Raw genomic sequence first — 24,387 nt, forward strand, 5'->3', positions numbered from 1 at the left:
TTGATCACGCGATGCGGGCCGTCCGCGGCGCAGCGCGGGCGATCTGGGTCGTGATCTCTTCGGCAAGCGCCTTTGCCTGGACACGGATATCCGGCACAGCCGTGATCTCCCAGAACTGGCCGGCCGTCAGCGCTCCGGCTGCAAACAGGCCCGGCTGCGGCCGGCCGTCCGGGTCGAGAACCCGAGACTGCCGATCGACGGAAATGCCAAGTCCGAGTTCGTCCATGGAGATCATCTGTCGATTGCGCATCTCGCTCAGCAGCGGCGAATGGCCGATGCCTGCGCGCTCCATGCCTGTGCAGTTGACGATCCAGTCGGCACGGAGGGAGACGATGTCAGGCGTGCCGCGTTGCCTGAACCGGACGTTCGCACCTTCGCCATCCCTGTCGATCAAGCGGAGGAAGCCTGCATGCACAGTCACCGTGCCATCCTTCAGAAGCGCGTCGAAGCGCGCAAACACCTCCGGCGCGATACGATGGCGGTGGACATTCCACCAGGCCAAGGCGTGCCGAAGGAAACGGGAACGCTGATCGGCATTGAGGCTCTGCCACAAAGCCTGGGTCTGCGGTCGCAGGCCATCGACGACGCCCCGCCAGTCGGCGCCGTTCTCCACCTGCCGGCGCAAAGCGTGAAGCAGCGCGCTGATCTCCCGGGTATCGGGCAGGTCCGGCGTGACCGGAGCGGCGCGTCGGGCCGGATGCGGGTGCGGCACCAGTCCGCGCCGCGACAGGACATGGATGCGGCCGCGATGGCCCTGGGCCCGCAGCGACAGGACCTGGTCGATCATCGTCAGCCCGGAGCCGAAGATACAGAGTTCGTCGGTGCGGCCTACACGCGAAAGCCACCCCAGTCGCCAGGGATTGTCGATGGTTCGGGCGCCGACGGCCGAATCGATGCGATCCTTCGGCAGAGGCAGGTCGGCATTGCCGACGCCGAGTGCCAGGATAACGGTACGGGCGCGCAATTCGCCGCCATTGTCGAGATGGAAAACGAGCCCGTCCTGTTCGCAGTGGACGCAGGCGGTGGCCTTGGCCCGGATGAAATCCACATGCGCGCGCCGCTCGCGGGGCCTCAGCAGCGAGGCCAGCGTGTCGCGCAGGTAGAGGCCGTAGTCGCCGCGAGAGGCGAAATCCTCAGGAAAGGCCGCCCTGCCCTGGCGGCGCAGCCATTCGACGAAATCGTCCGGCCGATCCGGAAACACGCTCATCCGCGCCGCCGGCACATTGAGGCGGTGCAGGTAAAATTCGGTGCGGTAGGCGGTGCCCCGCCCGAAGCCGGGATCGTCGCCGACCACGGCAATCGAGGCTGAGGCCGGCAGGAAGCGAAGGAGATTGATGGTAAGGGCGATTGCGGAAAAACCGGAACCGACGACGGCGACATCATAAGTCATCAAGCACACTCCTCGTCCTTGGTTGTTCTGGGCGAAAGGCTGTCTTGGGGACCACCGGAAGTCGGTTTTGGATCCGCTTCCGTGGCCGCTTCAATGTCTACCAACTTAATAGAGATTGACGAAGAGTAAAGGCGTTTTCGCGTCTCTATCAGTTGCACGCCTGTTCAGGCCGCGGCAGCGTCAGGGCTTCGGCGCTTGGATTGGTATTGGTCGGCGTCCCCGGCGGCTGGCAGTGATCTTCGTGATCGACGGTGCCGGTCGTGCTGTTGGTCGTCGTCGGATCGGTAACGCCGGGAAGCGTCGTGACCCTCGAGGCGCCGGAATTGGCATCGGGTGTGGTCGCTGTCGTGCCGGGCAAGGCGGGAGTTGCGCCAGGGCCGGATGTCTGGGCCAGGACGGGTGCCGCAAGCGACAGCGAAAGGGCGGAAAACGCGATGAACCTCTTCAGCATCTGAAATTCCTCCGGTTGATCGAAGGAGGTAACCGGAAGCCATGCCACTTGGTTCCGGCGGCCCGTCTTCAGCCCGGCATCATCTCGTGGATCGAGGACAGCAGCAGGTCGTGCTGATAGGGTTTCGGCAGGAACACCGTATTGGTCGGCAGAAGCATCGGATCGAGGCTGACAACGCCCGACGTGATGATGATGCCGATGCTCGGGCGGATGGCGCGGATACGCTGAGCAAGCTGAATGCCATCCATGGACCCGGCCATGTTGACGTCGGTGAAGACAATGTCGATATCGTCGCGGTTGCGGAACAGCACCATCGCCTCGTCGGCATTGCCGGCTTCCAATACGTAATGCCCGACCTCTTCCAGCGCATCGAGCGTGGTAAAGCGGATCAGCGGTTCATCCTCGACGACAAGCACAACGGCCTTCTGTGCCATCAACGTCTCCTTCATCCCTTGAACGCTTGCCCCCTCAGCTTCCCGAGGCGAAAAAACTCCGCGCCGTGAGTGGCAGGTTGGGGACCTGCTCCGCCGTGAGGCCATATAGGGGGCAGGTGAGTCGCGGCAAGTGGAGGTAGAGCGCGTGAAAAGCTGCTGCTCGGATCGTCTGCCTTCTTCCCGGTGGGAAATCCGCTGCCGTGGCGGATGATGCCGTTTGACAAAACGCAAAATGCGCTTGCCAAGCGCTTGGAAATATTCTGTACCAGTCCGCATAAAAGCATGACTAGAAGATCAGCATAGCCTCACACCCTCGATCTATTCCCGGTTCAGGTTCACGCTTCATGATGGAACTCTTCACCGCAGGCGGCCTTGCGGCGCTTCTCGAGGTCATTGCCATCAACCTCGTTCTTTCCGGCGACAACGCCATCGTCATCGGCCTTGCTGCCGCCGGTCTTCCAGCCGCACTCCGCAAGAAAGCGATCATCTTCGGCATTTCCGCCGCCACCGTGCTGCGCCTCGTGTTTGCGGTCGTCGCCACCTATCTTCTGGCGATCAAGGGGCTCCAGCTTGCGGGCGGCCTGCTACTCGGCTGGGTCTGCTGGAAAATGTGGAGCGAACTGCGCGAAGGCCACAGCGACGATGCACATGCCGCCACCGCGAAGGAAAAGGCCGCCAACAAGACCTTTTTCCAGGCCGCCACCCAGATCGTCGTCGCCGACATCTCGATGTCGCTCGACAATGTGCTTGCCGTCGCCGGTGCCGCCAAGGAACATTCCATAGTGCTGATCGTCGGCCTGATCATCTCGATCGCGCTGATGGGCGTGGCGGCCAACTTCGTCGCCAAACTCCTGTCCCGCTTCCGCTGGATCGCCTATGTCGGCCTGGCCGTCATCGTCTATGTGGCCCTCGACATGATCTACCAGGGCTCGATTGAAGTCCTGCCGCTCATCCAGGGCGTTTGAGCCGCCTTCACCCACGAACCCCGCCGTGTTCGCGACGCGATCCACGATGCAACCGGCAAGCGGCGGTTCGATCTGCCGTTCGCGCTGGAGAGGCCAAAGGGGCTATCGGCGCGTGACAGTGCGTTGATTTGAAACAGGAAAGTTATTCTTTCCTTACCAAGTCTTTGACATTTGGGATGTTCCCATTGATCATGTTCCTCGAGCAAAGCTACGTGGCCTCCAGCCGGCATGACGCCGGTCAGGGGCTCGCGGACCCCCTACTCGCAAGAGTTGGTGAGCCCCGTCCTAGTCAATGAGAACGATCTTGAGCCATAGCCACGACGATCATCACCACCCTCATGACGATGACCATGACGGTCATTCCAACGTCGATTGGCGCGAGCACGGCGTGAAAGTCATTCCCGGCAATTCGCTCGACCCCAACACCGCCCAGACTCCCGGCATGAACCGCGCGACCGCGATCAACAACGCCCGCGCGGGCGCCGAGAAGATCTGGGCGGGCACGGTGACGATCCATGCCAACGCCAAGACCGGCGCCCATCACCACGGCGATCTCGAAAGCATCATCTACGTGCTGAAGGGAAAAGCGCGGATGCGCTGGGGCGACAACCTGGAATTCGTGGCGGAGGCCGGCCCCGGCGATTTCATCTACGTGCCGCCCTATGTGCCGCACCAGGAGATCAATGCCAGTCCGGACGAAACGCTGGAATGCGTGCTTTGCCGCTCCGGCCAGGATCCTGTCGTCGTCAATCTCGATATCGAACCCATCGAGAAGCCGGAAGAAGTCCTGTGGAAGGACCCGATCCACAAATAGAGGCGGCGTCTTCATGGTCTCATGCAGGCAGATCGGCAAAAGCGCCGGATTCCGACCCGCAATGCCGTGATCGGCGCAAATGCCGCCGCAATCTGCCGTTACGCTCCCGGCCTACTGGAGATTGACCGCCTCCCACCTCTCCTTTAGAAGGCGGCATTCCGTTCCGAAGCAAAGACTTCGGGATTTTTAACGCTCCGGAGCTGATGCGGATGGCGCTGTTTCCGCAGGACAAGCGGACGAGAAACGGACGCGAACAGGAAAGCCACCTGTCGCGCTGGCCAGTCTTTGCCGCCGCTCTGCTGATCGCTGCGCTGTTCGGCCTGCTGTCGAGTGTCGTCAAGGACGTGCAATTCCCCCGCGGCATTCTTTCGGCCGACAGGACCAGCGACACTCCGCACCTGAGCAAGCGCGAACCTTTGCGCGCACTGGCAGCCATGGACCGCAAGGACGGAACGGGCGCCCATTGGCCCGCGGGCGGCGGTGCGCTGGAAGCCCGCGCCATCGAGATCGCTTTCCCGATTTTCGTCCCGGCCTTCGCCTCGAAGCCGTCTTCCCATCCGGCGGACTCCCCGTTCTGGCATGGTTCGCTGGCGCGCGCGCCGCCGGCCCGCGTCTGAGATATCGCGCGCCAAGCGCTTGAACGACATCAGCATTCTGCCCTAACCGCTCGACAGAGCGTGGCTCGGGCTCAGCAGGATTAAACATATGAGAAATTCCCCATGGTTGGTGGCGAGCTATGCCGTCATCATCATTCTCGGTATTCTGGTCGCTCTACCGAACGTGATACCCCAGTCGGCGCTCGACCGCATGCCGTCGTGGCTGCCGCATAGCCGCGTGGCACTCGGCCTCGACCTGCGTGGCGGCTCGCATCTCGTGCTCGAGGTGGACCGTCCCGACCTGATCAACGAACGCGTCCAGAGCCTGCTGCAGGACGCCCGCCGCGTGCTGCGCGACAAGAACATCAACACTTCGGCGATCCGCCGGTCCGGCGATACGATCACCGTTGCGGTGCGCGACGCGGCCCAGCGCGCTGCAGCCGTGACGGAACTCCAGACGCTCGCCAACCCGATCGGCCTCGGCACGAGCGTCGGCGGCAGCGATCTCGCGATCACCACGCCGACCGACAACACGATCTTGATCGCCCAGACGGAAGCCGGCATCAACTCGCACATCACCGCAGCTGTCGAGCAGAGCCTTGAAATCATCCGCCAGCGCGTCGACCAGGTCGGCGTCGCCGAGCCGACCATCCAGCGGGTCGGATCGGACCGCGTCCTCGTGCAGCTTCCGGGCGAGCAGGATCCGTCCCGCCTTCGCCAGCTCCTCGGCTCGACCGCCAAGATGAGTTTCCATCTGCTCGGCCAGCAGGGCGAGGCCGGCGTCACCATGCTCGCCGACGAGGGCGGCAACCAGTATCCGGTCCTCGACCGCGTTGAACTGTCCGGCGACCGCCTGACGGATGCCCGCGCCGCCTTCGACCAGCAGACCAACGAACCCGTCGTCAACTTCCGCTTCGACAGCGCCGGCGCCAACCGCTTCGCGCAGATCACCCAGCAGAATGTCGGCCGTCCCTTCGCGATCGTGCTCGACAACAAGGTGCTCAGCGCGCCGGTCATCCGCACGCCGATCACCGGCGGTTCGGGCCAGATCTCCGGCGGCTTCTCGGTTTCGGAAGCCAACACGCTGTCTGCGCTGCTGCGCGCCGGCGCCCTGCCCGCCAAGCTGACCGTCATCGAGGAACGCACCGTCGGTGCCGACCTCGGCGCCGATGCCATCGAAATGGGCATTTTCACCGGCCTCATCGGCTTCGGCCTGGTCGTCGCCTTCATGCTGTTTCTCTACGGCACCTGGGGCATTCTCGCGAACGTGGCGCTGTTCATCAACGTCATCCTGACCTTCGCCGGCCTGACGCTGATCGGCTCGACACTGACCTTGCCCGGCATCGCCGGCGTCGTGCTCGGCATCGGCCTGGCGGTGGACGCCAACGTCCTCATCAACGAACGCATCAAGGAAGAGTCGCGCAAGGGTCGCAGCGCCTTTGCGGCGATCGACGCGGGCTTCAAGCGCGCCTATTCGACCATCGTCGACAGTAACGTCACCAGCTTGATCGCCACGGTCCTGCTCTTCTGGTTCGGCTCCGGTCCGGTGCGCGGTTTCGCCGTCACCATGGGCCTCGGCATCATGATCTCGATGTTCACGGCCGTGTCGGTCGTTCGCGTCGCGATGGTGTTCATCACCGCCCGCAGGAAGCTGAAGAAGATCGACATCAGGCCCCTGCTGCCGATCAAGCTCGTTCCGGACGGCACCCATATCCACTTCATGAAGGGCCGCTTCCTCGGCATCGGCGTCTCGGTCATCCTGTCGATCGCCTCGGTCGTGCTGTTCTTCACGCCGGGCCTCAACTACGGCGTCGACTTCCGCGGCGGCATTCAGATGGAAGTCACCACCACGCAGCAGACCGACCTTGCAGCCTTCCGCTCCGGCCTCGGAGAGCTCGGCCTGGGCGAAGTGGCCCTGCAGGAATTCGGCGGCAACAACCGCGTACTTGTCCGCGTCGAGCGCCAGCCCGGCGGCGAGCAGGCCCAGACGGTCGCCGTCGAGAAGCTGAAGGCGGAGATCACCAAGATCGACCAGACCGCCAAGGTGGAACGCACCGAAGTCGTCGGCCCGAAGGTCAGCGGCGAGCTTGCCACCGCCGGCTTCCTGTCGGTCGGTCTCGCCTCGATCGCCATGATGATCTACATCTGGGCGCGGTTCGAATGGCCGTTCGCCGTCGGCGCGATCGCGACGCTCGTGCTCGACGTGACGAAGACGATCGGCTTCTTCGCGCTGACCGGTCTCGACTTCAACCTGACGGCCATCGCGGCGTTGCTGACGCTGGTCGGTTATTCCGTCAACGACAAGGTCGTGGTCTACGACCGCATGCGTGAAAACATGCGGCTCTACAAGAAGATGTCGCTGCGCGACGTGATCGACCTGTCGATCAACGAAACGCTCGCCCGAAGCCTCTATACTTCGGCAACCGCCTTCCTGGCCCTGCTGCCGATGGCGATCTGGGGTGGTAGCGCTGTGGAAAGCTTCGCGGTGCCGATGGTCTTCGGTATCGCCGTCGCAGCGCTTTCGTCCGTCTTCATCGCGGCGCCGATCCTGCTCTTCCTTGGCGACTGGCGCACCCGCCACAAGGCGCAGACCGAATCCGCCGGCGAAAAGGCCGTCGGCGACGGCGAGCGTCCCAGCCAGGCCTGAGCCTCCTTGGTATGAAAGCAGAAGGGCGGATTTTCATCCGCCCTTTTTCATTCGGCTCGGCTATAGCTCCATCATGTTCGATTTCGCCGCCTATGCAGGCCTGTTCTCCGCCGCCTTCATCGCCGCCACGATCTTTCCGATGCAGTCGGAAGCGATTCTGGTCGGGCTTATCCTGGCCGACCGGTATTCGCTCGTCGGTTTGCTGCTGGTTGCTTCGGTCGGCAATACGGCGGGCGCTGCAGTCAACTGGCTGCTCGGGCGGGGCGTCGAGCGGTTTCGCGACAGCCGCTGGTTTCCGGTCAGCGAGGACAAGCTGGACAAGGCGCAGGCCTGGTACCAGAAATACGGAAAATGGTCGCTGTTGCTGAGCTGGCTGCCGATCGGCGGTGACGCGATCACGGTTGCGGCCGGCGTGCTCAAGGAACCGCTGCCGACCTTCCTGATCCTGGTGTTCATCGGCAAGGCGCTGCGCTACGTGGTGCTCGCCGCGGCGACGCTCAGCGTGATCTAATCAGCGCCCCTGCCCCTCGTTGCCGAAATCGGCCAGCGTCTTCCAGAAATCGCCGAAGAACTGGTGCGCGAAGGTTTCGAGCGAGGTGCCCGGCGGCTGTTCGTTCCAGAGTTCCCCGGCCGCCCGCAAGGCGCCTATGACCACAGCGGCGAGCAGGCGCACGCGCAGCCGCTCCTCGTCGCTCCGGCTGCGAGCCTTCAGCGCTTCCGTGAGCTTCAGCTCGAGCTTGGCATATTTGAGCTGGTCGCGGGCCTTCAGCGCCGGCGTGCGCCGGATCAGTTCTCCGAGCGCCATCGCTCTTTCGTCGGCCGCCGAGACGATGGCGCTGACGAGGCCGTGCTGCACGGCCTTTACCGCCGGCTCGTCCGCTGGCCTGGACGCGATCGCCGCCATCAGGTGATCGGCAAAACCGTCCTGCCAGGCGAACACGACCTCTTCCTTGGACGGAAAATAGTCGAAGAAACTGCGTTTCGAGACCTCGGCGCGTTCGGCAATTTCCTCGATCGTCGTGGCGTCGAAACCGCGCTCGAGGAACAGGCTCATCGCCGCTTCCTCGATGCGTTCGCGGGTCTGCCGGCGCTTGATTTCCCGCCGGCCCTCCTTGGCGCCATCAGTCGTCCTGGTCATTGCATCCGATTTTGTTCAGCCGCCCGCTTCGTCGGCATTGTGGACCGGACTAGCCTCTGCCTCGGCGCGATGTCTGGAACGCTCCCGCGTCAGGTCCAGCGGTTTGCGGCGGCAAATCCGGTAGACGGCGGCCGGCGGCAGGTTGCGCACGGTGTGGCCGATATGCACGGCCTTCAGACCCAGCCGGTCGAGGATCGGCCGCGGCACCGGGCAGCGCGGGCCGTAGGTGAACTGATAGAAGGAACCGCCCGGACGGATATAGGTAAAGGCGCCGCCGAGGATCGCGGTAATCTTGCGCGGTGACATGGAAAGCAGCGGCAGGCCGCTGATGACCGCGCCGACCGGTTCACCCTCGAAAATATCTTCATGGGCGAGCTTTGCCGCGTCCATCTGCAGAACCCGCGCTTCCGGAAACCGCCGCTGCAGGCCGGGAACGAATTCCGGACCGTATTCGATCAGGGTAAGGTCGGATTGGGCAACGCCGCGGGCCAGAAGCGCACGAGTGAACACGCCGGTGCCCGGACCGAGTTCGATGACCGGACCGTCGAGGGGAGCGATCTCCTGGGTCATCAGCCGCGCGAGCGAATCCCCCGAAGGCGCCACTGCCGCAACCCGCAATGGATTGCTGATCCACGAACGGAAGAAATGCAGGAAATCGGAGAATGCGGCATCTGCTGTCATGGTCAGAGACTCACCGGTTTGAAAATGCAATCGAGTATTCCGCCGACCTTGACAGCCCGCATGGCAATTCCAAGGCATCGGAACCTCCGTTCAAGAAAAATACCCATATCGGCCGCAGAATTGTGCAGTGCAGCGCCTACACCGTCACATTTAAGAGATATTTGCACCGAGTGCAAGATTTCAACGAGAATAAATTGGGTTTTCGGCCTGGAGACGGAACGGCCTGAAACCTCTATATTTTTTCTGGAACAACCGGGGCTTGTTCCCATTGAACAATCTCCCGGAGGGAATCGATAACATCAGGAGGAGTTTATGAAAAAGCCGGTCACTGAATTGGGCGAACAGAAGACGGAACTCCAACGGGTGATGGGACCCGGATTGCTGCTGCTGTTCATCGTCGGGGATATTCTCGGGACGGGCATCTATGCCCTGACTGGCCAGGTGGCCAAGCAGGTCGGAGGGGTGGTCTGGCTGCCCTTTCTGATCGCCTTCGTCGTCGCCCTCCTTACCGCCTTCAGCTATCTCGAATTGGTCACCAAATATCCGCGCGCGGCCGGCGCCGCGCTCTATACCCACAAGGCCTTCGGCATCCACTTCGTCACCTTCCTGGTGGCCTTTGCGGTGATGTCGTCGGGCATTACCTCGGCGGCGACCGCATCACGTGCCTTCGCCTCCAACTTCGCGACCTCGCTCAGCCTCGATCTCGGGGCCTGGGGCGTACCGTTGATCGCGGTCGGTTTCATCGCCCTGGTTGCCGCCATCAATTTTCGGGGCGTCGGGGAAAGCGTCAAGATGAACGTGCTGCTGACCGTGGTCGAACTGACCGGCCTGCTGATCATCATCGGCATCGGCTTCTGGGCGATCGCTGGCGGCCAGGGTGACGTTTCCCGCGCCTGGACGTTTGCGGCGCCCAACAATGGCGGTGTCTTCTGGCCGGTGATCGCGGCGACCACCCTCGCCTTTTTCGCCATGGTCGGCTTCGAGGACTCGGTCAACATGGCCGAGGAATGCAAGGAGCCGAGCCGGATGTTTCCGAAGGTGCTGCTGACCGGCCTGGCGGTAACCGGCCTGATCTACGTCCTGGTGGCGATCTCGGCGATCACGCTGGTACCGGCCGATGAACTCGGACAGGGCGAAACGCCGCTGCTGAAGGTCGTGCAGGCCGGTGCCCCCGGCTTTCCGATCGGAATCTTCGCGGTCATCACCATGTTCGCGGTGGCAAATTCCGCGCTGATCAACATGATGATGGCGAGCCGCCTGATCTACGGCATGAGCCGCGAAGGGGTTCTGCCGCAGGTGCTCGGCAAGGTCCATCCGGGCCGTCGCACGCCCTATATCGCGATCGGTTTCACCTCGCTGCTGGCGGTCGCGCTGATCCTGTTTGCCGGCGGCGTTCCGGCGCTCGGCGGCACGACGGCGCTGCTGCTTCTCTGCGTCTTTGCGATCGTCAACGTCGCAGTGCTGGTGCTGCGCAAGGACACCGTCGAGCACAGGCATTTTCGCACGCCGACCATCCTGCCGGTATTCGGTGCGATCTCCTGTGCCTTCCTCGCCGGCCCATGGACGGGCCGGGATCCGGTTCAATATCTGATCGCTGCCTGCCTGCTCGGTCTCGGCGTCGTGCTCTGGCTCGCGACGATCAGCATCATGCGGGCGTCGGCCCAGCCCGCCTGAGACTCAGTCCTTGCGGCAGACCGAAAGCCGGCCGTCCTCACCGATATGCGGCACCACATCGAGATAGCCGGGTATTTTCGAATGCCCGGTTTCGAGCGGATGGGAATGGGTGGCCGTGATGACCATGACGTCGGCCCCTGCCGCCTCGCCCGCCTGGATGCCGGCAGGCACGTCCTCGAATACCAGCACGTCCGACGGGCTGACGCCGAGACGTTCCGCACCCAGAATATAACCTTGTGGATTGGGCTTGCCGACGGTGACGTCTTCGGCAGTCACCATGTAGCGCGGCTGCGGAATGCCGGCGGCGGCAAGCCGGACCTTGGCGAGTTCGATCGGCGACGACGTGACGATCGCCCAGCGCTCCGGAGGCAGCGCGGAGAGGAATTCCACGGCACCTGGGATCGGCACGACCCCTTCGACATCCTCGATCTCGCCGCGCAGGATGCCCTCGGCCTCAGCGACCGGATCAACGCCCGGCAGGTTCAGTGCGCTGATCGTGTCGATCCCGCGCTTGCCATGCATGGTCGGCAGGAATGCCTCCACGTCGAAACCCATCTTCGCCGCCCAGCGTCCCCAGACGCGTTCGGCGGACGCGATCGAATTCAGAATCGTGCCGTCCATGTCGAACAGGAAAGCAGCATAGGTTTTTTCGGGAAGGGAGAGGTCGGCGGCGGGAAGAGGCACGGAAAGTTCCTTTAGCGTCGGATTCCGACTCGGGGATATGGCCGGAACTGCCGCATTCCGAGTAAATGCAATGATGTCGAAAGGCAATTGCCGGCAAGGAACCGCAATCTCGTTCGGGCTATTTCGATCGCGAACGCAGGAATTGAGACAGGGCAACGCCGATCGCGATGCCCACGGCAACACCGATGCCGATATTGTCGAAAACGGCTGTCCCGAGCACCGTGCCCAGCCCGACGCCGACGGCTATTCCTGTCGCAATGGTCATCGCCAGACCATTGCGCGCCCAGATGGCGAGAGTTTGTCGTGCATCCTTGTCTTCCCGCATCGAAGCGATAGAACTTGGCGACCAAGCCGGACAAGGAGGGTGTTTTGGCCAATATTTCTGTACGGCATGCGGACCTGGCAGATCGCGGCGTGTTGATCACCGGTGGCGGTTCCGGCATCGGCGCCGCGCTGGTGGAAGGTTTTGCGGCACAGGGCGCCAAGGTCGCGTTCATCGATATTGCGGACGAGCCGAGCCGCGAACTGGTCGAACGTCTGTCCCAGACCGTCCGGCATCCGGTCCTCTACCTGAAAGCCGATCTGCGCAACGTCGCGGAAACGAAAGCCGCCGTCGACAAGGCTGCGCAGGAACTCGGATCGCTGTCGGTGCTGGTCAACAATGCCGGCTGGGACGACCGCCACGAATTCGAGATGGTCACCGAGGAATATTGGGACAACGCCCAGGCGATCAACCTCAAGCAGATGTTCTTCGTCTCGCAGGCGGCGGTCCCGCACCTGCGCAAGGCCGGCAGCGGCGCGATCGTCAATTTTTCCTCGATCGCCTATCTGCTCAACATGGGCGGGCTGCCCGCCTATGCGACCGCCAAGGCCGGGATCATCGGCCTGACCAAGAGCCTCGCCGGAAAGCTCGGACCGGAAAACATCCGCGTCAACGCCATCCTGCCGGGCATGATCGTCACCGAACGGCAGAAGAAACTCTGGCTGAATGACGACAGCATCACGGCGATGGTCGCGCGCCAGTCCTTGAAGCGGGTGCTGGTGGCTGAAGACCTTGTCGGCCCCTGCCTGTTCCTCGCGTCGAATGCCTCCGCCGCCATGACGGCCCAGACAATCATTGTCGACGGCGGTGCTCTCTAGACATAAAAATACCGCGCGGGTTCCCGGTGGAAAGAACCCGCGCGGCGCCGGAGGTAGACCTTACTCCGCTGGAGAGAGAGCGGGAGCCGCCTCCTCCGTACCGTGCTGCCGCAGAGGGCGGCTGCCGGTAAGCAAACGTGCCAGCATGTAGAAGACCGGTGTCATGAAGATGCCGAAGAACGTCACTCCGATCATGCCGGAGAACACCGCGATACCCATCGCGGAGCGCATTTCAGCACCCGCACCGGTCGAGACGACCAGCGGCACGACACCCATGATGAAGGCCATGGACGTCATCAGGATCGGACGCAGACGGAGCCGGCTTGCCTCGACTGCCGCCTGGAACGGCGTCCGACCCTGGAACTCCAGTTCTCGGGCGAATTCCACGATCAGGATCGCGTTCTTCGCCGAGAGACCCACAAGGACCACGAGCCCGATCTGGGTGAAGATGTTGTTGTCTCCACCGGTGAGCCAGACGCCGCTCAAGGCTGCAAGCACACCCATCGGCACGATCATGATGATCGCGATCGGCAGCGTCAGGCTTTCATACTGGGCTGCGAGCACGAGATAGACGAGCAGCAGCGCCAGCGGAAAGACCACGATGCTGGAATTGCCGGCGAGGATCTGCTGGTAGGTCAGGTCCGTCCATTCGTAGTCGATCCCGGAAGGCAGCGTCTCCGCGACGATCTTTTCGATCGCGGCCTGAGCCTGGCCCGACGAGAAGCCCGGTGCCGGACCGCCGTTGACATCGGCGGAGAGGAAGCCGTTGTAGCGGGTCGTGCGTTCCGGACCGGTCTGCGCGTCCACCTTCAGGAGGGCCGAAAGCGGGATCATCTGGCCGGACTGCGAACGAACCTTCAACTGGCCGATATCTTCCGGCTTGGCGCGGAATTGCGCATCCGCCTGAACCCGGACGCTGTAGGTGCGGCCGAAGGCATTGAAGTCGTTGACATAGAGCGAGCCCAAATAGACCTGCAGCGTTTCGAAGACGTCGGTCACCGATACTCCAAGCTGTTCGGCCTTGGCGCGGTCGAGATCGGCGTAGAGCTGCGGCACGTTGATCTGGAAGCTCGAGAAGATGCCGGCAAGTTCCGGCGCCTGGTAGGCCTTGGCGATGACCGCCTTGGCCGCCTCGTCCAGAGCCTGATTGCCCAGGCCGGCACGATCCTCGATCTGCAGCTTGAAACCGCCCGTCTGACCGAGGCCGTTGACCGGCGGCGGCGGGAACATGGCGATGAACGCATCCTGGATGCCAGAGTATTTCTGGTTCAGCGCCATGGCGATGGCACCACCCGAAAGCTCCGGCGTCTCGCGCTTCTCGAAATCGTCGAGCACCGCGAAGACGATGCCGGCGTTCGAGCCGATCGTGAAGCCGTTGATCGACAGGCCCGGGAACGCGATGGCGTGCTCGACGCCGGGCTGCTCCAGGGCGATGTCGCTCATCCGCTTGATCACCTCTTCCGTACGGTCGAGGGTTGCGCCGTCCGGAAGCTGAGCGAAACCGATCAGGTACTGCTTGTCCTGCGCCGGCACGAAACCGCCCGGCACCGCGTTGAACATGCTGTAGGTCATCGCCACAAGCGCGAAGTAGATGATCATCACCAGGCTCTTGCGGGAAAGCAGGCCGCCGACCGTGCGGCCGTAGCCGTTCGAGGCGGCCCCGAATGCGCGGTTGAAGCCACGGAAGAACCAGCCCAGGATCGCGTCCATGAACCGCGTCAGCCAGTCCTTCTTGGCGTGATGGTCCTTCAGCAGAAGGGCTGCCAGCGCCGGCGACAGGGTGAGCGAGTTGATCGCCGAGATGACGGTCGAAATGGCGATCGTCAGCGCGAACTGCCGGTAGAACTGGCCGGACAGGCCGCTGATGAAGGCGAGCGGCACGAAGACCGCGACCAGCACGAGCGCGATCGCAATGATCGGGCCGGAGACTTCCTTCATGGCCTTATAGGTCGCATCACGCGGACTGAGGCCGTTCTCGATATTGCGCTCGACGTTTTCGACCACCACGATCGCATCGTCGACGACGATACCGATCGCCAGCACCAACCCGAACAGCGTCAGCGCGTTGATCGAGAAACCGAAGGCGTACATGACCGCAAACGTGCCGATGATCGAGACGGGAACGGCAATCAGCGGGATGATCGACGCCCGCCAGGTCTGCAGGAAGAGGATGACGACTAGCACGACGAGCGCGATCGCTTCAAGCAAGGTCTCGATGACCTTCTCGATCGAAGCGCGCACGAACTTGGTCGTGTCGTAGACGATCTCGTATTTGACACCTTCCGGCATCACCTTCTGGAGTTCGTCCATCGTCGAACGGACGTTATCGGCGATTTCGATCGCGTTGGAACCGGGTGCCTGAAGAACGGCGACGGCGACGGCCGGCTGGCCGTCAAGCAGCGAGCGCAGGGTATAATCCGCCGCGCCGAGCTCGATACGGGCGACGTCGCGCAACCGCGTGATCTCGCCGTTTTCGCCGCTCTTGACGATGATGTTGCCGAACTCCTCCGGGGTGCGCAGGCGCCCCTGGGCATTCACGTTGAGCTGCAGATCGACACCCGGCCGGCTGGGCGATGCGCCGATAATGCCGGCGGCCGCCTGAACGTTTTGGCTACGGATCGCGTTCGAGATGTCGCTTGCAGCGAGCGAATGTTCGGCTGCCTTCTGCGGGTCGATCCAGACGCGCATCGAATAGTCGCCGGCGCCGAACACCTGAACCTGACCGACACCCTGAATGCGGGTAAGCCTGTCCTTGACGTTCAGCGTCGCATAGTTGCGCAGATAGGTGATGTCATACCGGTCGGAGACGAGATTGACGACCATGATGAAGTCGGGCGAGCTCTTGACGGTCGTGACACCGAGCGCACGCACTTCCGCCGGCAGGCGCGGTTCCGCCTGACTGACGCGGTTCTGGACCAGCTGCTGCGCCTTGTCGGGGTCGGTTCCCAGCTTGAACGTCACAGTCAGGGTCAGCACGCCGTCAGACGTCGCCTGGCTCGACATGTAGAGCATGTCCTCAACGCCGTTCACCTGCTCCTCGAGCGGTGTTGCGACGGTCTCGGCGATGACGGTCGGGTTGGCGCCTGGATAAGTGGCACGCACGACGATCGATGGCGGCACGACTTCCGGATATTCGGAAATCGGCAGGGACCGCATGCCGATCAGGCCTGCGACCACGATGAGGATCGACAGCACGGCCGCAAAGACCGGTCTGTCGATGAAAAACCTGGAAATATTCATGTCAAAGCCCTCTCTCCGGGGTTGAACAAGAGGCGAAACGGCCCCGGCTCGCGGCCAACAAGGCCGCAAGCTCCACGAACCGGAACTGGATGAGTGTTGGAGAGCGGCGGACTAACCGCCGCTCAGAGCATTACTTGTTGGCGACTTTCGCCTCTTCCTGGGGCTGGACAACCGCGCCCGGACGAATGCGCTGCAGGCCGTTGACGACAATCCGGTCGCCCGGATTGAGGCCCTTCTCGACGATCCGCATGCCATCGACCGCCGTGCCCAGCTCCACCTGCCGGTACGCAACGGTATTGGCCGCATCGACCACGAAGACGAACTTCTTGTCCTGATCGGTGCCGACGGCCTTTTCGCTGACCATCAGGTGATCCTGCGCCTTCGGCTGGCCCATGCGGACCCGCACGAACTGGCCCGGGATCAGCTTACCGCCCGGATTGTCGAAGACGGCGCGCACACGGATCGTGCCGCTCGAGGCATTCACCTCGTTGTCGATCAACTGCAGCTTGCCGCGGATCGGCGTGCCGTTGGTAGCGAGCGTGCTCACCTCGACCGGCACCTGTTCGATCGCCGGTACGCCGTCGACGAGCGGAAGGTCGGCGAGCGTGCGGGACACCAGCTCTTCACCGGCATCGAAGCTCGCATAGATCGGATCGGAGGAAACCAGCGTCGTCAGCGGGGCGGAGGCGGAACCTGCCGCCACCAGGTTGCCCACCGTGATTTCCAACTTGCCGACCCGGCCGGCGATCGGTGCCCGGATCTCGGTATAGTCGAGATTGAGCTGCGCCGTCTTCAACGCCGCCTTGGCGGACTGGAGATTGGCCAGCGCCTCACTCTGGGCGCTCTGGCGCTGGGCGAGATCGCTCTGGGAGATGGTGCTCTTGGAGACGAGGTTCTTGCCACGCTCCAGTTCCGTGTTGGCAAGTTCCACCCTCGCCTGCGCCGAGGCCACCTGGCCTTCGGCCTGAGCGACCGCCGCCTGGTAGGGCTCCGGATCGATGCTGACGAGCAGGTCGCCCTGCTTCACCAGTCCGCCTTCGCGGAAATGCACCGACTGGATGGCGCCGGTGACGCGCGGCCGGATCTGGACGCGGTCGACAGCTTCAAACCGGCCGGAAAATTCCTGCCAGGTGGAAACGTTGCGCGGCTCGACGGTGGCGACCGTCACGGGGACGGCCGGAGCAGCAGCAGCCGTCGCAGGCGCGGCATGGGCGCCCTGCGGCAGATCGAGATAAACCGAAGCACCGGCAATCAGTGCAGCCGTGCTCAGTCCAGTGCCCCACAGGGCCCAGCTTTTGATCTTCGAGGTCATTGGTAGTCTCCTTACGGCCTTGGGAATGGGCCGTTATTTGCCTTCAAAATAAATCATGCTACTAACTTAACTCTTTGGCGAAGCCCGTGAATTCGGCACAAAGCGCTGTCATCCACTCACCGTCGCCTTCTCTGTAAATGCCCGTCCAGCCGCAGCTGGCCGGGAAAACCTTCCGCCTGACCGAAACGCCGGCCTCACTCAGGCGCGCCGCATAACCGAGCGTTTCATCGCGCAACGGATCGTCTTCCGATGTCACGATGAGAGCCGGCGCGACACCCGAAAGCCGCGAACAGAGGCAGGGTGCCGCATAAGGATGCTGGAACCCGCAATGGGAGCCGAGATAATGGCTCCAGCCCTCGGCCCAGCGTTCGCCCATGCCGATCTCGTCCGCCTTGCGGAAGGATTGCGTCGTCATCATCGGGTCGATCATCGGCGACAGCAGGATCTGGCCGCTCAGTTCGCCCGGCATCAGATCGCGCGCCTTCAGCGCCACGCCGGCCGCGACATTGCCGCCAGCCTCGTCACCCGCAACGAAAAGCAGGGACTTCGCGCTGCCGAACTGCTTGCGCCGGCCGGCCATGCACTGAAGCGCCGCAAAAGCGCATTCCATCGCCTGCGGAAACATGTTCTGCGAGACGCTGCTGTAATCGGCTTCGAGTACCACGGCCCCGGACTCGGCCAGTGCTTTTGCAACCGGACGTTCGTTTTCGCCGCGTTGCTCATTGAGAAACGCCCCACCTCGCAGATATAGAACCAGCGGCGGAGCCTTGGCCTTCGCGGCTCCTTCATAGACACGCATCGGCACAGCCGGCATGGCCGACTTCTCAAATGCGATGTTTTCCCACTGCGCGGTCATTGAAAAATCCTCCGACAAACCCCTAGTAAAAGCGGGGTACTTGCCGTCAATCTTGAACCTGATATTATTATTCGGGTGCAAACACACAAGCTCACGGCATTCGACAACACTATTCCATATTTCGGAACAATGTTGCGGCGCAGCAGGAATCAGCACAATGGATCAGCTTTCGGCAATGCGCGTATTCGTTCGCGTCGTGGAAACCGGTAATTTTACCCGGGCTGCGGCGACCCTCAATATGCCCAAAACGACGGTGACCAATCTCGTCCAGAGCCTCGAGAGCCATCTGCGCACGACGCTGCTCAACCGGACGACCCGCAAGGTGATGGTGACGACCGACGGCGCGCTCTATTACGAGCGGGCGATGCAGATCATCTCCGAGCTCGACGAACTCGACGGCAGCATCTCGAATTCGCAGAGGCAGCCGTCCGGGCGGCTGCGGGTGGAAATGGCCGGCGCCTTTGCCGATCTGCTGGTCATTCCGAATTTATGCGATTTCCATACGCGGTTTCCGCAGATCAGGCTCGATATCGGCGTCGGCGACCGGCTGGTCGATTATATCGCCGAAAACGTCGATTGCGCGTTGCGCGCCGGCACCCCGACCGACCAGTCGCTGATTGCCCGCAAGGTCGGCGAGATCAGCATGTCCGCCTATGCGGCACCGCTCTACATCCACAAATTCGGGGCGCCCGAACGCCCGCAGGACCTGCAGGAAGACCATTTGGCCGTCGGCTACCTGAGTGCCCAGTCCGGCCGGGTGAGATCCATGGAATTCCACCGCGACGACGAAAACGTGGAAATCACCCCCCGTTACGTGGTCTCTGTCAACGATGCCCGGACCTACGTAAACGCGGCCATATCCGGCATGGGCATCGTGCAATCGCCGCGCTTCATGGTCAGGGAGGCGGTGGAGAAGGGCGACCTTGTCGAAGTGCTCTCCGACTGGCGCTGCGGATCCCTGCCCCTCTACATCGTCTATCCGCAGACCCGCCACCTCTCCAACAAGGTGCGGGTCTTCGTCGACTGGCTCGCCAAGCTGGTTCAGAACCTCAAGGTCGAGGAAAGCCGCGAGCAGATGCGCAAGGCGAGTTAGGCTTTACTTATGATGCGGCGACGGCGGCCTGACTGGCGGCCGGCGTCTTGCGACTGAGTATCACCGTCCCGGCGAGGCGTCGCCCGAGAAGGCGAGCCCTTTCATCGTCCACTGCGCAAGCCGAGAAATCATGCCCTCCGCGAAGGAATTTATGCCTCGGAACGTACGGGGATGATAAAGCGCCCGGACGTTTGTTCGATGAATGGAATACCGACCGCATGACTCGTTGGGGACATGTCACAATCGCTGTTCTGGCAGGTATCGCCGCTGCCCTGCATGTGGGCAAGGTGCCGCCCGCCATCCCGCTGCTGCGCTCCGAGCTCGGCATCGACCTCGTGGCCGCCGGCTGGCTGATGGGGCTTTCAAGCGCCCTCGGCGCCGCCTGCGGCATCCTGATCGGCCGTTTCACCGATTACCTGACCCATCGCCGCGCCATGATCCTCGGTCTTACCCTGCTGATCGCCGGCAGCCTGATCGGCGCCCTCACCCAGTCGGAAACCGTCATCTTCGCCAGCCGCGTGCTCGAAAGCGTCGGTCTCATCATGGTCTCGGTTGCCGCCCCCGGCCTGATTGCTGCTTCAGTCGCGCTACGCGATACCGGCCTTGCCTTTGCGGTCTGGGGTATCTGGATGCCGGTCGGCGTCGCGGTGATGATGATGATCTCGCCCTTCCTGCTGCCAAGCTTCGGCTGGCAGGGTTCGTGGATTTTTGCCGCCATGCTCAGCGTCATCCCGATGGTTGCGCTGCTGACGATGAAGGTGCCGAAACCGCAGGCTACGGGACATCCTGCAACCTCGCTGCTGACGGCCGTCAGCCTCACGGCCTCCCGACCGATGTCCTGGATACTGTCGGGTATTTTTGCCGCTTACAGCGCCAGCTTCATGTCCGTCTTCGGTTTCCTTCCGACACTGCTGATCGAGGAAATGGGAACAGGCCTGACGGCTGCATCCATCATGACCGCACTCGCAGTGCTCGCGAACGGCGTCGGCAACGTGGTCGGCGGCATCTTCGCCCGTTGGGGCGCCCCGCGCTGGGTGCTGATCGCCGGCCCCTGCGTGATGCTGACACTGACCGCCTTCGTCGTCTTCGGCCATGGTTTTCCCCTCTGGATGCGCTACGGAGCCTCGGTCCTCTACGCGGTGTCGGGCGGTGTCCTGCCGGCGACCATCATGGGCTCGCTGCCCGTCTATGCGCCGCGCCGCGACCTCGTCGGGACATTCAGCGGCTTCGTCATGCAGGGGTCCAATATCGGCCAGGTCTTCGGACCGATGCTGCTCGCCTCGATCGTTGCGGCATCCGGCTGGCAGGGCGCGCCGTTCTACATTGCCGCGGCAACGGGCCTCGGCCTAGTCCTGGCGCTCTTCCTGCGCCAGACCGAACGCCGCATCGCAGCGACGAGGCCGGAAACCGCCGGAACGATGTGAGCGAGAAGGGTTCGAGAACGGCTCATGCGCCAAAGCGCGGAGAGGGAGCCGGGTTCGATTTGCGGACTGGCGTGCCAAGTAAAATCGGCTAGTCTCTCCCCGGATCAGACAAGCGAGCCCGGCCATGCAACATCACGTCTCCGCCTCCTCCAAAACCTGCGCCTGGGGGTATTTCGACGCCGCCCGGGATTCGGTACTGACGATCGACAGCGGCGACACGGTGGTGATCGACACGGTCTCCGGGCCTGGGGAAGTTCTACCCAAGGAAGGGTTCACCATCCTTCCCGAACATCTCGAAATTCACGAAAACTGCCGGCCGATCATGCAGGGCCATATCCTGACCGGCCCGATCGCCGTGCGCGGCGCCAAGCCCGGCCAGGTGCTGGAGGTGAAGATCCTCGATGTCGAGCTACGCCAGGATTGGGGCTATAACGTCATCCGCCCGCTTGCCGGCACGCTCCCTTATGATTTCGAGACGCCGCGGATGATCACCATCCCGCTCGACAAGCAGAGGAATGTCGGCCGCCTGCCCTGGGGTCTCGACCTGCCGCTGGCGCCCTTCTTCGGGGTCATGGGGGTCGCTCCGCCGCCAAACTGGGGCCGCATCACCTCGATCATGCCGCGTTCGCACGCCGGCAATATCGACAACAAGGAACTGGTCGCCGGCACCACGCTCTATCTGCCGATCTTCAACGAGGGCGCGCTGTTTTCCTGTGGGGACGGTCATGGTGCGCAGGGCGACGGCGAGGTCTGCATCACCGCGATCGAGACGGCACTGCGCGGCACCTTCCAGCTTACCGTGCGCGACGATCTCGATTTCGTCTATCCACGGGCTGAAACGCCGACGCACTACATCACCATGGGCATGGATCCGGATCTCGACCAATGCGCCGTCATGGCGCTGCGCGACATGATCGTGCTGCTCGGCGAAAAAGGCGGCCTGTCGCGGGAAGATGCCTATACGCTCTGCAGCCTCGCCGGCGACCTGCGCATCACCCAGACCGTCAACGGCTGCAAGGGCGTGCATATGATGATGGCGAAGAACCTCGTCCAACGCGCCGCCTGAGCTGGTGATCAGCCGAAAGGCGATTGGCATTGGCGGCGCGGGCCGCCGGCGAAGGGCTGATAGCTGTTGTCCTCGGCCTGATAGGACCGGTAACGGGCAAAACACCATTCCTCATGGGATCCGGCCGGAACGTCGGCATCGATCGCCTGCGTCTGTGCATAGCCTGCCGCGTCGTCGTCGGCTCGCTGGTTGGCGCGGGCAGCCGGCATCTCCGGAAGCGGCTGCAATTCGTCCTGCATCGGCGGGGCTTGCGGCCGGCTAGGCACCGGTGCGGCGGCAACAGTCCCCGTCGCGGCAGCGCCTGGTGCCCGGCACTGCCGCCGGGGGCCGCCGCTCAAGGGCTGGTAGCTGTTGTCTTCGATGCGATAGGACCTGTATCGCGCGAAGCACCAGTCCGCCTGCGCGGGGTCGACCATGGCTTTGCGCTCTTCCTGCGGCTGCGGCAAGGTGGCCTGCGGCTGCGGCACGGAGGCCGGCTGCTGCGGATTGATGGACCCGGTCACTGTATTGTCGACGACTACCCCCGCGGCGGTCTGCTGGACGGCGGGCGTTTCCCGCGTGTCGGCTGCAACCGAAGCCGGAGGCGTCGCGGTGGGCAGGCGCTTATATTCCTGGCCGGCGGTGTCCACGGCCTTCGGTTTTGAGGTCCACAGGTCCGGCGTATCCATATTGGCGAACTTATGGGGTTCGGGCACGGCGATCACGTTTGCGGTGATGATCACGCCGCTCAGGAACACCAGAACGAGCAGGACAAGGCTGCCCAAAAGCAAAAGGATTGGCTTCATGACCGCGCTCCCATTTCGTCTTTCAGACCAAATGCCGATCAGGCGCCGGAGTTCCCGCCCCAACGCGGACTATTCAGACACTACGCAGAAATTGTTGCCTTCGGGGTCGTTCAAGACCGTATATCCATCCGCCTCCCGGACGAAAGTCGCGCCGAGGGACAAAAGGCGTTGCACTTCGCTCGCCCTATCGGGGGTGGCGATATCGAGATGAAGTCGGTTGCGGGCGGGGCGTTCCCCTTGGCGAAGTTGGAAGCAAAGGCGGGTTCCCGGACCTTCGACCATCACGGTAGGGTCGGTCTCGGGTGTCAATCCGAGAGCGGCAAGGCGGGCCAGTTCCTCGTCGTCGTAGGGCATCACCTCGTAGCCATCGAGTGCCTCCGCCCAGAACCGGGCGACACGCGAGGGAACGTCGCAATCAATGACTATTTCTTTCAGCCTTGCCATGGAGCCATTCAAGAATTGTTGGGCCGGTGATTGCAGACGCGTTCGGCGACCGCGCCACGCCGACTGCCGGCAGTAATAGCAAAAATCACGAGCTGCCGCGTCTCCGTCGGCGAACATAAGCGGAATTGTGATATAGAGACCTTCACAGTATCGGCAATGACTGGCGTTGGTGATATCCTGATCGAACGCGAATGGGTCGAGCGTCCGCCATCCGACTTTTTCGGTCGGAAAAGTCGGATGAAATATCAGACAAAAAATCTGAAAATCGCTGGAGGCCATATTGGCCAAGGAAATAGTGGTGGGTGATGTAGGGCTCGAACCTACGACCCGCTGATTAAGAGTCAGCTGCTCTACCAACTGAGCTAATCACCCAAGAACCATCTGTGCGAGGCGTGCTCGCCAGCGGTGTGAGGGGCGTATAAAGGGGATCTTTCGGCTTGTCCAGCGGCTCGGTGAAAATTATTCGCCTGACCGGGCAAAAAATCCATCTGGTCTGATTTTGTGCCTGATGGAAACCTCTCCGCAGCTCAATAGCGACGCAAAAACGAAAAATTTCAAAGTCTTACTGCGTCACAATATCGCAATCATCGACAAGCGAAGAAATTCAAAGATAGAGCGTGCCTTCCGCAACCTTGATCGCCTGGCCGCCGATGCGGGCCCTGGCGATCTCTCCCTCCTTCACGTCGATATGCAGATGGATCAGGGACGGACGCCCCATCTCCACCCCCTGCTCTACCAGCACCGGGTGATGGCCGTCCGGGAGCGCATCGAAATGTCGGATCGCGCCGGAGAGTGCGGCAACGGCAGCGCCCGTGGCCGGATCCTCGGAAATCCCCATGTCCGGCGAGAACATCCGGGCGTGGAATTTTGCCTGATGGTTCACGCCGCTGCGGCAATAGACGTATGCCGATGCAAGCGCGCCCTCGACGAACGGCGCTGACTTTTCCCACAATGCCGTGTCGAATTCGAGGTTCTGCACCGTCGCCAGATTGTGCAGCGGAATCATCAGGAAGGGTACGCCGGCGCTCCAGATGGAGGCAACATGGTTTTCGAAACCGATATCCGTCGATTTGACGCTCAGCGCATCGGCAAGCCCCTGCCGGTCGAGCGGAAGCTCGATCTGCACCGGCTTTCTCGGCAGGTCGAATTCGGCAAATCCAGCCTCGCCGGCCCGAAGCCTTACGGCGCAGCGCACCGGGCCGACATTTTCCTCCAGCACGCAGACAAGATCCATGTCGGGCTGACCGGCGCCGTGTCCGGACCTATGATTGAGTTCGGCGAGCGCCACCGCCGTTCCGATGGTCGGATGCCCCGCAAAAGGCAATTCCCGGCCCGGCGTGAAGATGCGCAGGCGGGCTGCATAGGCTGCATTCGCGGAAGACTGGACGAACACCGTCTCGGAGAGATTCATCTCCCTGGCGATCGCCTGCATTTTGTCGTCGGCAAGGTCGTCTCCGTCGAGAATCACCGCCAGCGGATTGCCGGCAAGTCGTCTGTCGGTGAAGACGTCATAGATGCTGTAGCGACGGGCCAACCACACCTCCCCGTGTTTC

General features: G+C 62.7%; 23 protein-coding genes and 1 tRNA gene. 10 read left to right on the forward strand and 14 right to left on the reverse strand.

Translation table 11 applies throughout. The features are described 5' to 3' along the window. Positions 1-4: 4 nt before the first annotated feature. The 3 genes from C5J24_RS05000 to C5J24_RS05010 all read right to left on the reverse strand — a co-directional run bounded on the left by C5J24_RS05000 (position 5) and on the right by C5J24_RS05010 (position 2,275). Positions 5-1,390, reverse strand: coding sequence for an FAD/NAD(P)-binding protein (locus C5J24_RS05000; RefSeq protein WP_105416029.1), 1,386 nt, complete (start codon positions 1,388-1,390; stop codon positions 5-7). 148 nt (positions 1,391-1,538) lie between these two features. Continuing rightward, a complete protein-coding gene (locus tag C5J24_RS05005; protein WP_105416032.1) occupies positions 1,539-1,841 on the reverse strand; it encodes a hypothetical protein in 303 nt (100 codons plus the stop codon). Positions 1,842-1,909: 68 nt separating this feature from the next. Next, positions 1,910-2,275 (reverse strand): response regulator, encoded by a 366-nt coding sequence (locus C5J24_RS05010; RefSeq protein ID WP_105403596.1) that lies wholly within the window; start codon positions 2,273-2,275, stop codon positions 1,910-1,912. 347 nt (positions 2,276-2,622) lie between these two features. On the opposite strand from C5J24_RS05010, the gene C5J24_RS05015 reads away from it, so the two are divergent. The 5 genes from C5J24_RS05015 (at position 2,623) to C5J24_RS05035 (ending at position 7,808) form a co-directional block, all read left to right on the forward strand. Continuing rightward, complete coding sequence (locus C5J24_RS05015; protein WP_105416665.1) at positions 2,623-3,240, forward strand: YjbE family putative metal transport protein; 618 nt, start codon at positions 2,623-2,625, stop codon at positions 3,238-3,240. Positions 3,241-3,544: 304 nt separating this feature from the next. Then, positions 3,545-4,054, forward strand: coding sequence for a cupin domain-containing protein (locus C5J24_RS05020; protein WP_245282787.1), 510 nt, complete (start codon positions 3,545-3,547; stop codon positions 4,052-4,054). Positions 4,055-4,263: 209 nt separating this feature from the next. Next, positions 4,264-4,671 carry a hypothetical protein gene (locus C5J24_RS05025; RefSeq protein ID WP_105416034.1) on the forward strand — a complete coding sequence of 136 codons (408 nt, stop codon included), beginning with the start codon at positions 4,264-4,266 and terminating at the stop codon, positions 4,669-4,671. A gap of 88 nt (positions 4,672-4,759) precedes the next feature. Further along, complete coding sequence (gene secD, locus C5J24_RS05030) at positions 4,760-7,297, forward strand: protein translocase subunit SecD (RefSeq protein WP_105416036.1); 2,538 nt, start codon at positions 4,760-4,762, stop codon at positions 7,295-7,297. A 73-nt stretch (positions 7,298-7,370) separates the two neighbouring features. Beyond that, positions 7,371-7,808, forward strand: a complete 438-nt coding sequence (locus tag C5J24_RS05035) for a YqaA family protein (RefSeq protein ID WP_105416039.1) — start codon at positions 7,371-7,373, stop codon at positions 7,806-7,808. On the opposite strand, the gene C5J24_RS05040 is transcribed toward C5J24_RS05035, so the two are convergent. Both C5J24_RS05040 and C5J24_RS05045 read right to left on the reverse strand, forming a co-directional pair. After that, on the reverse strand, positions 7,809-8,435 hold the full coding sequence (locus tag C5J24_RS05040; RefSeq protein ID WP_046636332.1) for a TetR family transcriptional regulator: 627 nt from the start codon (positions 8,433-8,435) through the stop codon (positions 7,809-7,811). It abuts the gene before it with no gap. Between the two features lie 15 nt (positions 8,436-8,450). Then, positions 8,451-9,116 (reverse strand): class I SAM-dependent methyltransferase, encoded by a 666-nt coding sequence (locus C5J24_RS05045; RefSeq protein WP_105416667.1) that lies wholly within the window; start codon positions 9,114-9,116, stop codon positions 8,451-8,453. A 312-nt stretch (positions 9,117-9,428) separates the two neighbouring features. Here C5J24_RS05045 and C5J24_RS05050 point away from each other — a divergent pair, with 312 nt between their 5' ends. Further along, entirely contained in the window at positions 9,429-10,790 is a 1,362-nt protein-coding gene (locus tag C5J24_RS05050; protein ID WP_105416041.1) for an APC family permease, read from the forward strand. A 3-nt stretch (positions 10,791-10,793) separates the two neighbouring features. Here the strand turns inward: C5J24_RS05050 and C5J24_RS05055 are convergent, their stop codons facing one another. Together C5J24_RS05055 and C5J24_RS05060 are read right to left on the reverse strand one after the other, a co-directional pair. After that, entirely contained in the window at positions 10,794-11,474 is a 681-nt protein-coding gene (locus C5J24_RS05055) for an HAD family hydrolase (protein WP_105416043.1), read from the reverse strand. 118 nt (positions 11,475-11,592) lie between these two features. Further along, on the reverse strand, positions 11,593-11,739 hold the full coding sequence (locus C5J24_RS05060) for a hypothetical protein (protein WP_172717028.1): 147 nt from the start codon (positions 11,737-11,739) through the stop codon (positions 11,593-11,595). A gap of 104 nt (positions 11,740-11,843) precedes the next feature. On the opposite strand from C5J24_RS05060, the gene C5J24_RS05065 reads away from it, so the two are divergent. Further along, positions 11,844-12,614, forward strand: coding sequence for an SDR family NAD(P)-dependent oxidoreductase (locus C5J24_RS05065; protein WP_105416669.1), 771 nt, complete (start codon positions 11,844-11,846; stop codon positions 12,612-12,614). 60 nt (positions 12,615-12,674) lie between these two features. Here the strand turns inward: C5J24_RS05065 and C5J24_RS05070 are convergent, their stop codons facing one another. The 3 genes from C5J24_RS05070 to C5J24_RS05080 all read right to left on the reverse strand — a co-directional run bounded on the left by C5J24_RS05070 (position 12,675) and on the right by C5J24_RS05080 (position 18,022). Further along, positions 12,675-15,854, reverse strand: coding sequence for an efflux RND transporter permease subunit (locus C5J24_RS05070; protein ID WP_105403477.1), 3,180 nt, complete (start codon positions 15,852-15,854; stop codon positions 12,675-12,677). A 130-nt stretch (positions 15,855-15,984) separates the two neighbouring features. Continuing rightward, the gene (locus C5J24_RS05075) at positions 15,985-17,166 is read right to left on the reverse strand and encodes an efflux RND transporter periplasmic adaptor subunit (protein ID WP_105403476.1); all 1,182 of its coding nucleotides are present in this window, start codon (positions 17,164-17,166) and stop codon (positions 15,985-15,987) included. A gap of 61 nt (positions 17,167-17,227) precedes the next feature. Beyond that, entirely contained in the window at positions 17,228-18,022 is a 795-nt protein-coding gene (locus C5J24_RS05080) for an alpha/beta hydrolase fold domain-containing protein (RefSeq protein ID WP_105416045.1), read from the reverse strand. Positions 18,023-18,179: 157 nt separating this feature from the next. On the opposite strand from C5J24_RS05080, the gene C5J24_RS05085 reads away from it, so the two are divergent. The 3 genes from C5J24_RS05085 (at position 18,180) to C5J24_RS05095 (ending at position 21,605) form a co-directional block, all read left to right on the forward strand. Next, the gene (locus C5J24_RS05085) at positions 18,180-19,115 is read left to right on the forward strand and encodes a LysR family transcriptional regulator (RefSeq protein ID WP_105403474.1); all 936 of its coding nucleotides are present in this window, start codon (positions 18,180-18,182) and stop codon (positions 19,113-19,115) included. A gap of 218 nt (positions 19,116-19,333) precedes the next feature. After that, positions 19,334-20,539, forward strand: a complete 1,206-nt coding sequence (locus tag C5J24_RS05090) for a CynX/NimT family MFS transporter (protein ID WP_172723847.1) — start codon at positions 19,334-19,336, stop codon at positions 20,537-20,539. A 124-nt stretch (positions 20,540-20,663) separates the two neighbouring features. Then, positions 20,664-21,605: an acetamidase/formamidase family protein gene (locus C5J24_RS05095; protein ID WP_105416048.1), complete on the forward strand. Its 942-nt coding sequence runs from the start codon at positions 20,664-20,666 to the stop codon at positions 21,603-21,605. Positions 21,606-21,613: 8 nt separating this feature from the next. Here C5J24_RS05095 and C5J24_RS32260 read toward each other — a convergent pair whose 3' ends face one another. The 4 genes from C5J24_RS32260 to C5J24_RS05115 all read right to left on the reverse strand — a co-directional run bounded on the left by C5J24_RS32260 (position 21,614) and on the right by C5J24_RS05115 (position 24,368). Further along, positions 21,614-22,390, reverse strand: coding sequence for a BA14K family protein (locus tag C5J24_RS32260; protein WP_105416671.1), 777 nt, complete (start codon positions 22,388-22,390; stop codon positions 21,614-21,616). 69 nt (positions 22,391-22,459) lie between these two features. After that, entirely contained in the window at positions 22,460-22,834 is a 375-nt protein-coding gene (locus C5J24_RS31745) for a VOC family protein (RefSeq protein ID WP_105425878.1), read from the reverse strand. 296 nt (positions 22,835-23,130) lie between these two features. Then, positions 23,131-23,206 (reverse strand) — tRNA-Lys (locus C5J24_RS05110). 232 nt (positions 23,207-23,438) lie between these two features. Then, positions 23,439-24,368, reverse strand: coding sequence for a PhzF family phenazine biosynthesis protein (locus C5J24_RS05115; protein WP_105403469.1), 930 nt, complete (start codon positions 24,366-24,368; stop codon positions 23,439-23,441). Between the last annotated feature and the right edge of the window lie 19 nt (positions 24,369-24,387).

Origin of the sequence: Neorhizobium sp. T25_27, assembly GCF_002968565.1 — a bacterium.
GTDB lineage: Bacteria > Pseudomonadota > Alphaproteobacteria > Rhizobiales > Rhizobiaceae > Neorhizobium > Neorhizobium tomejilense.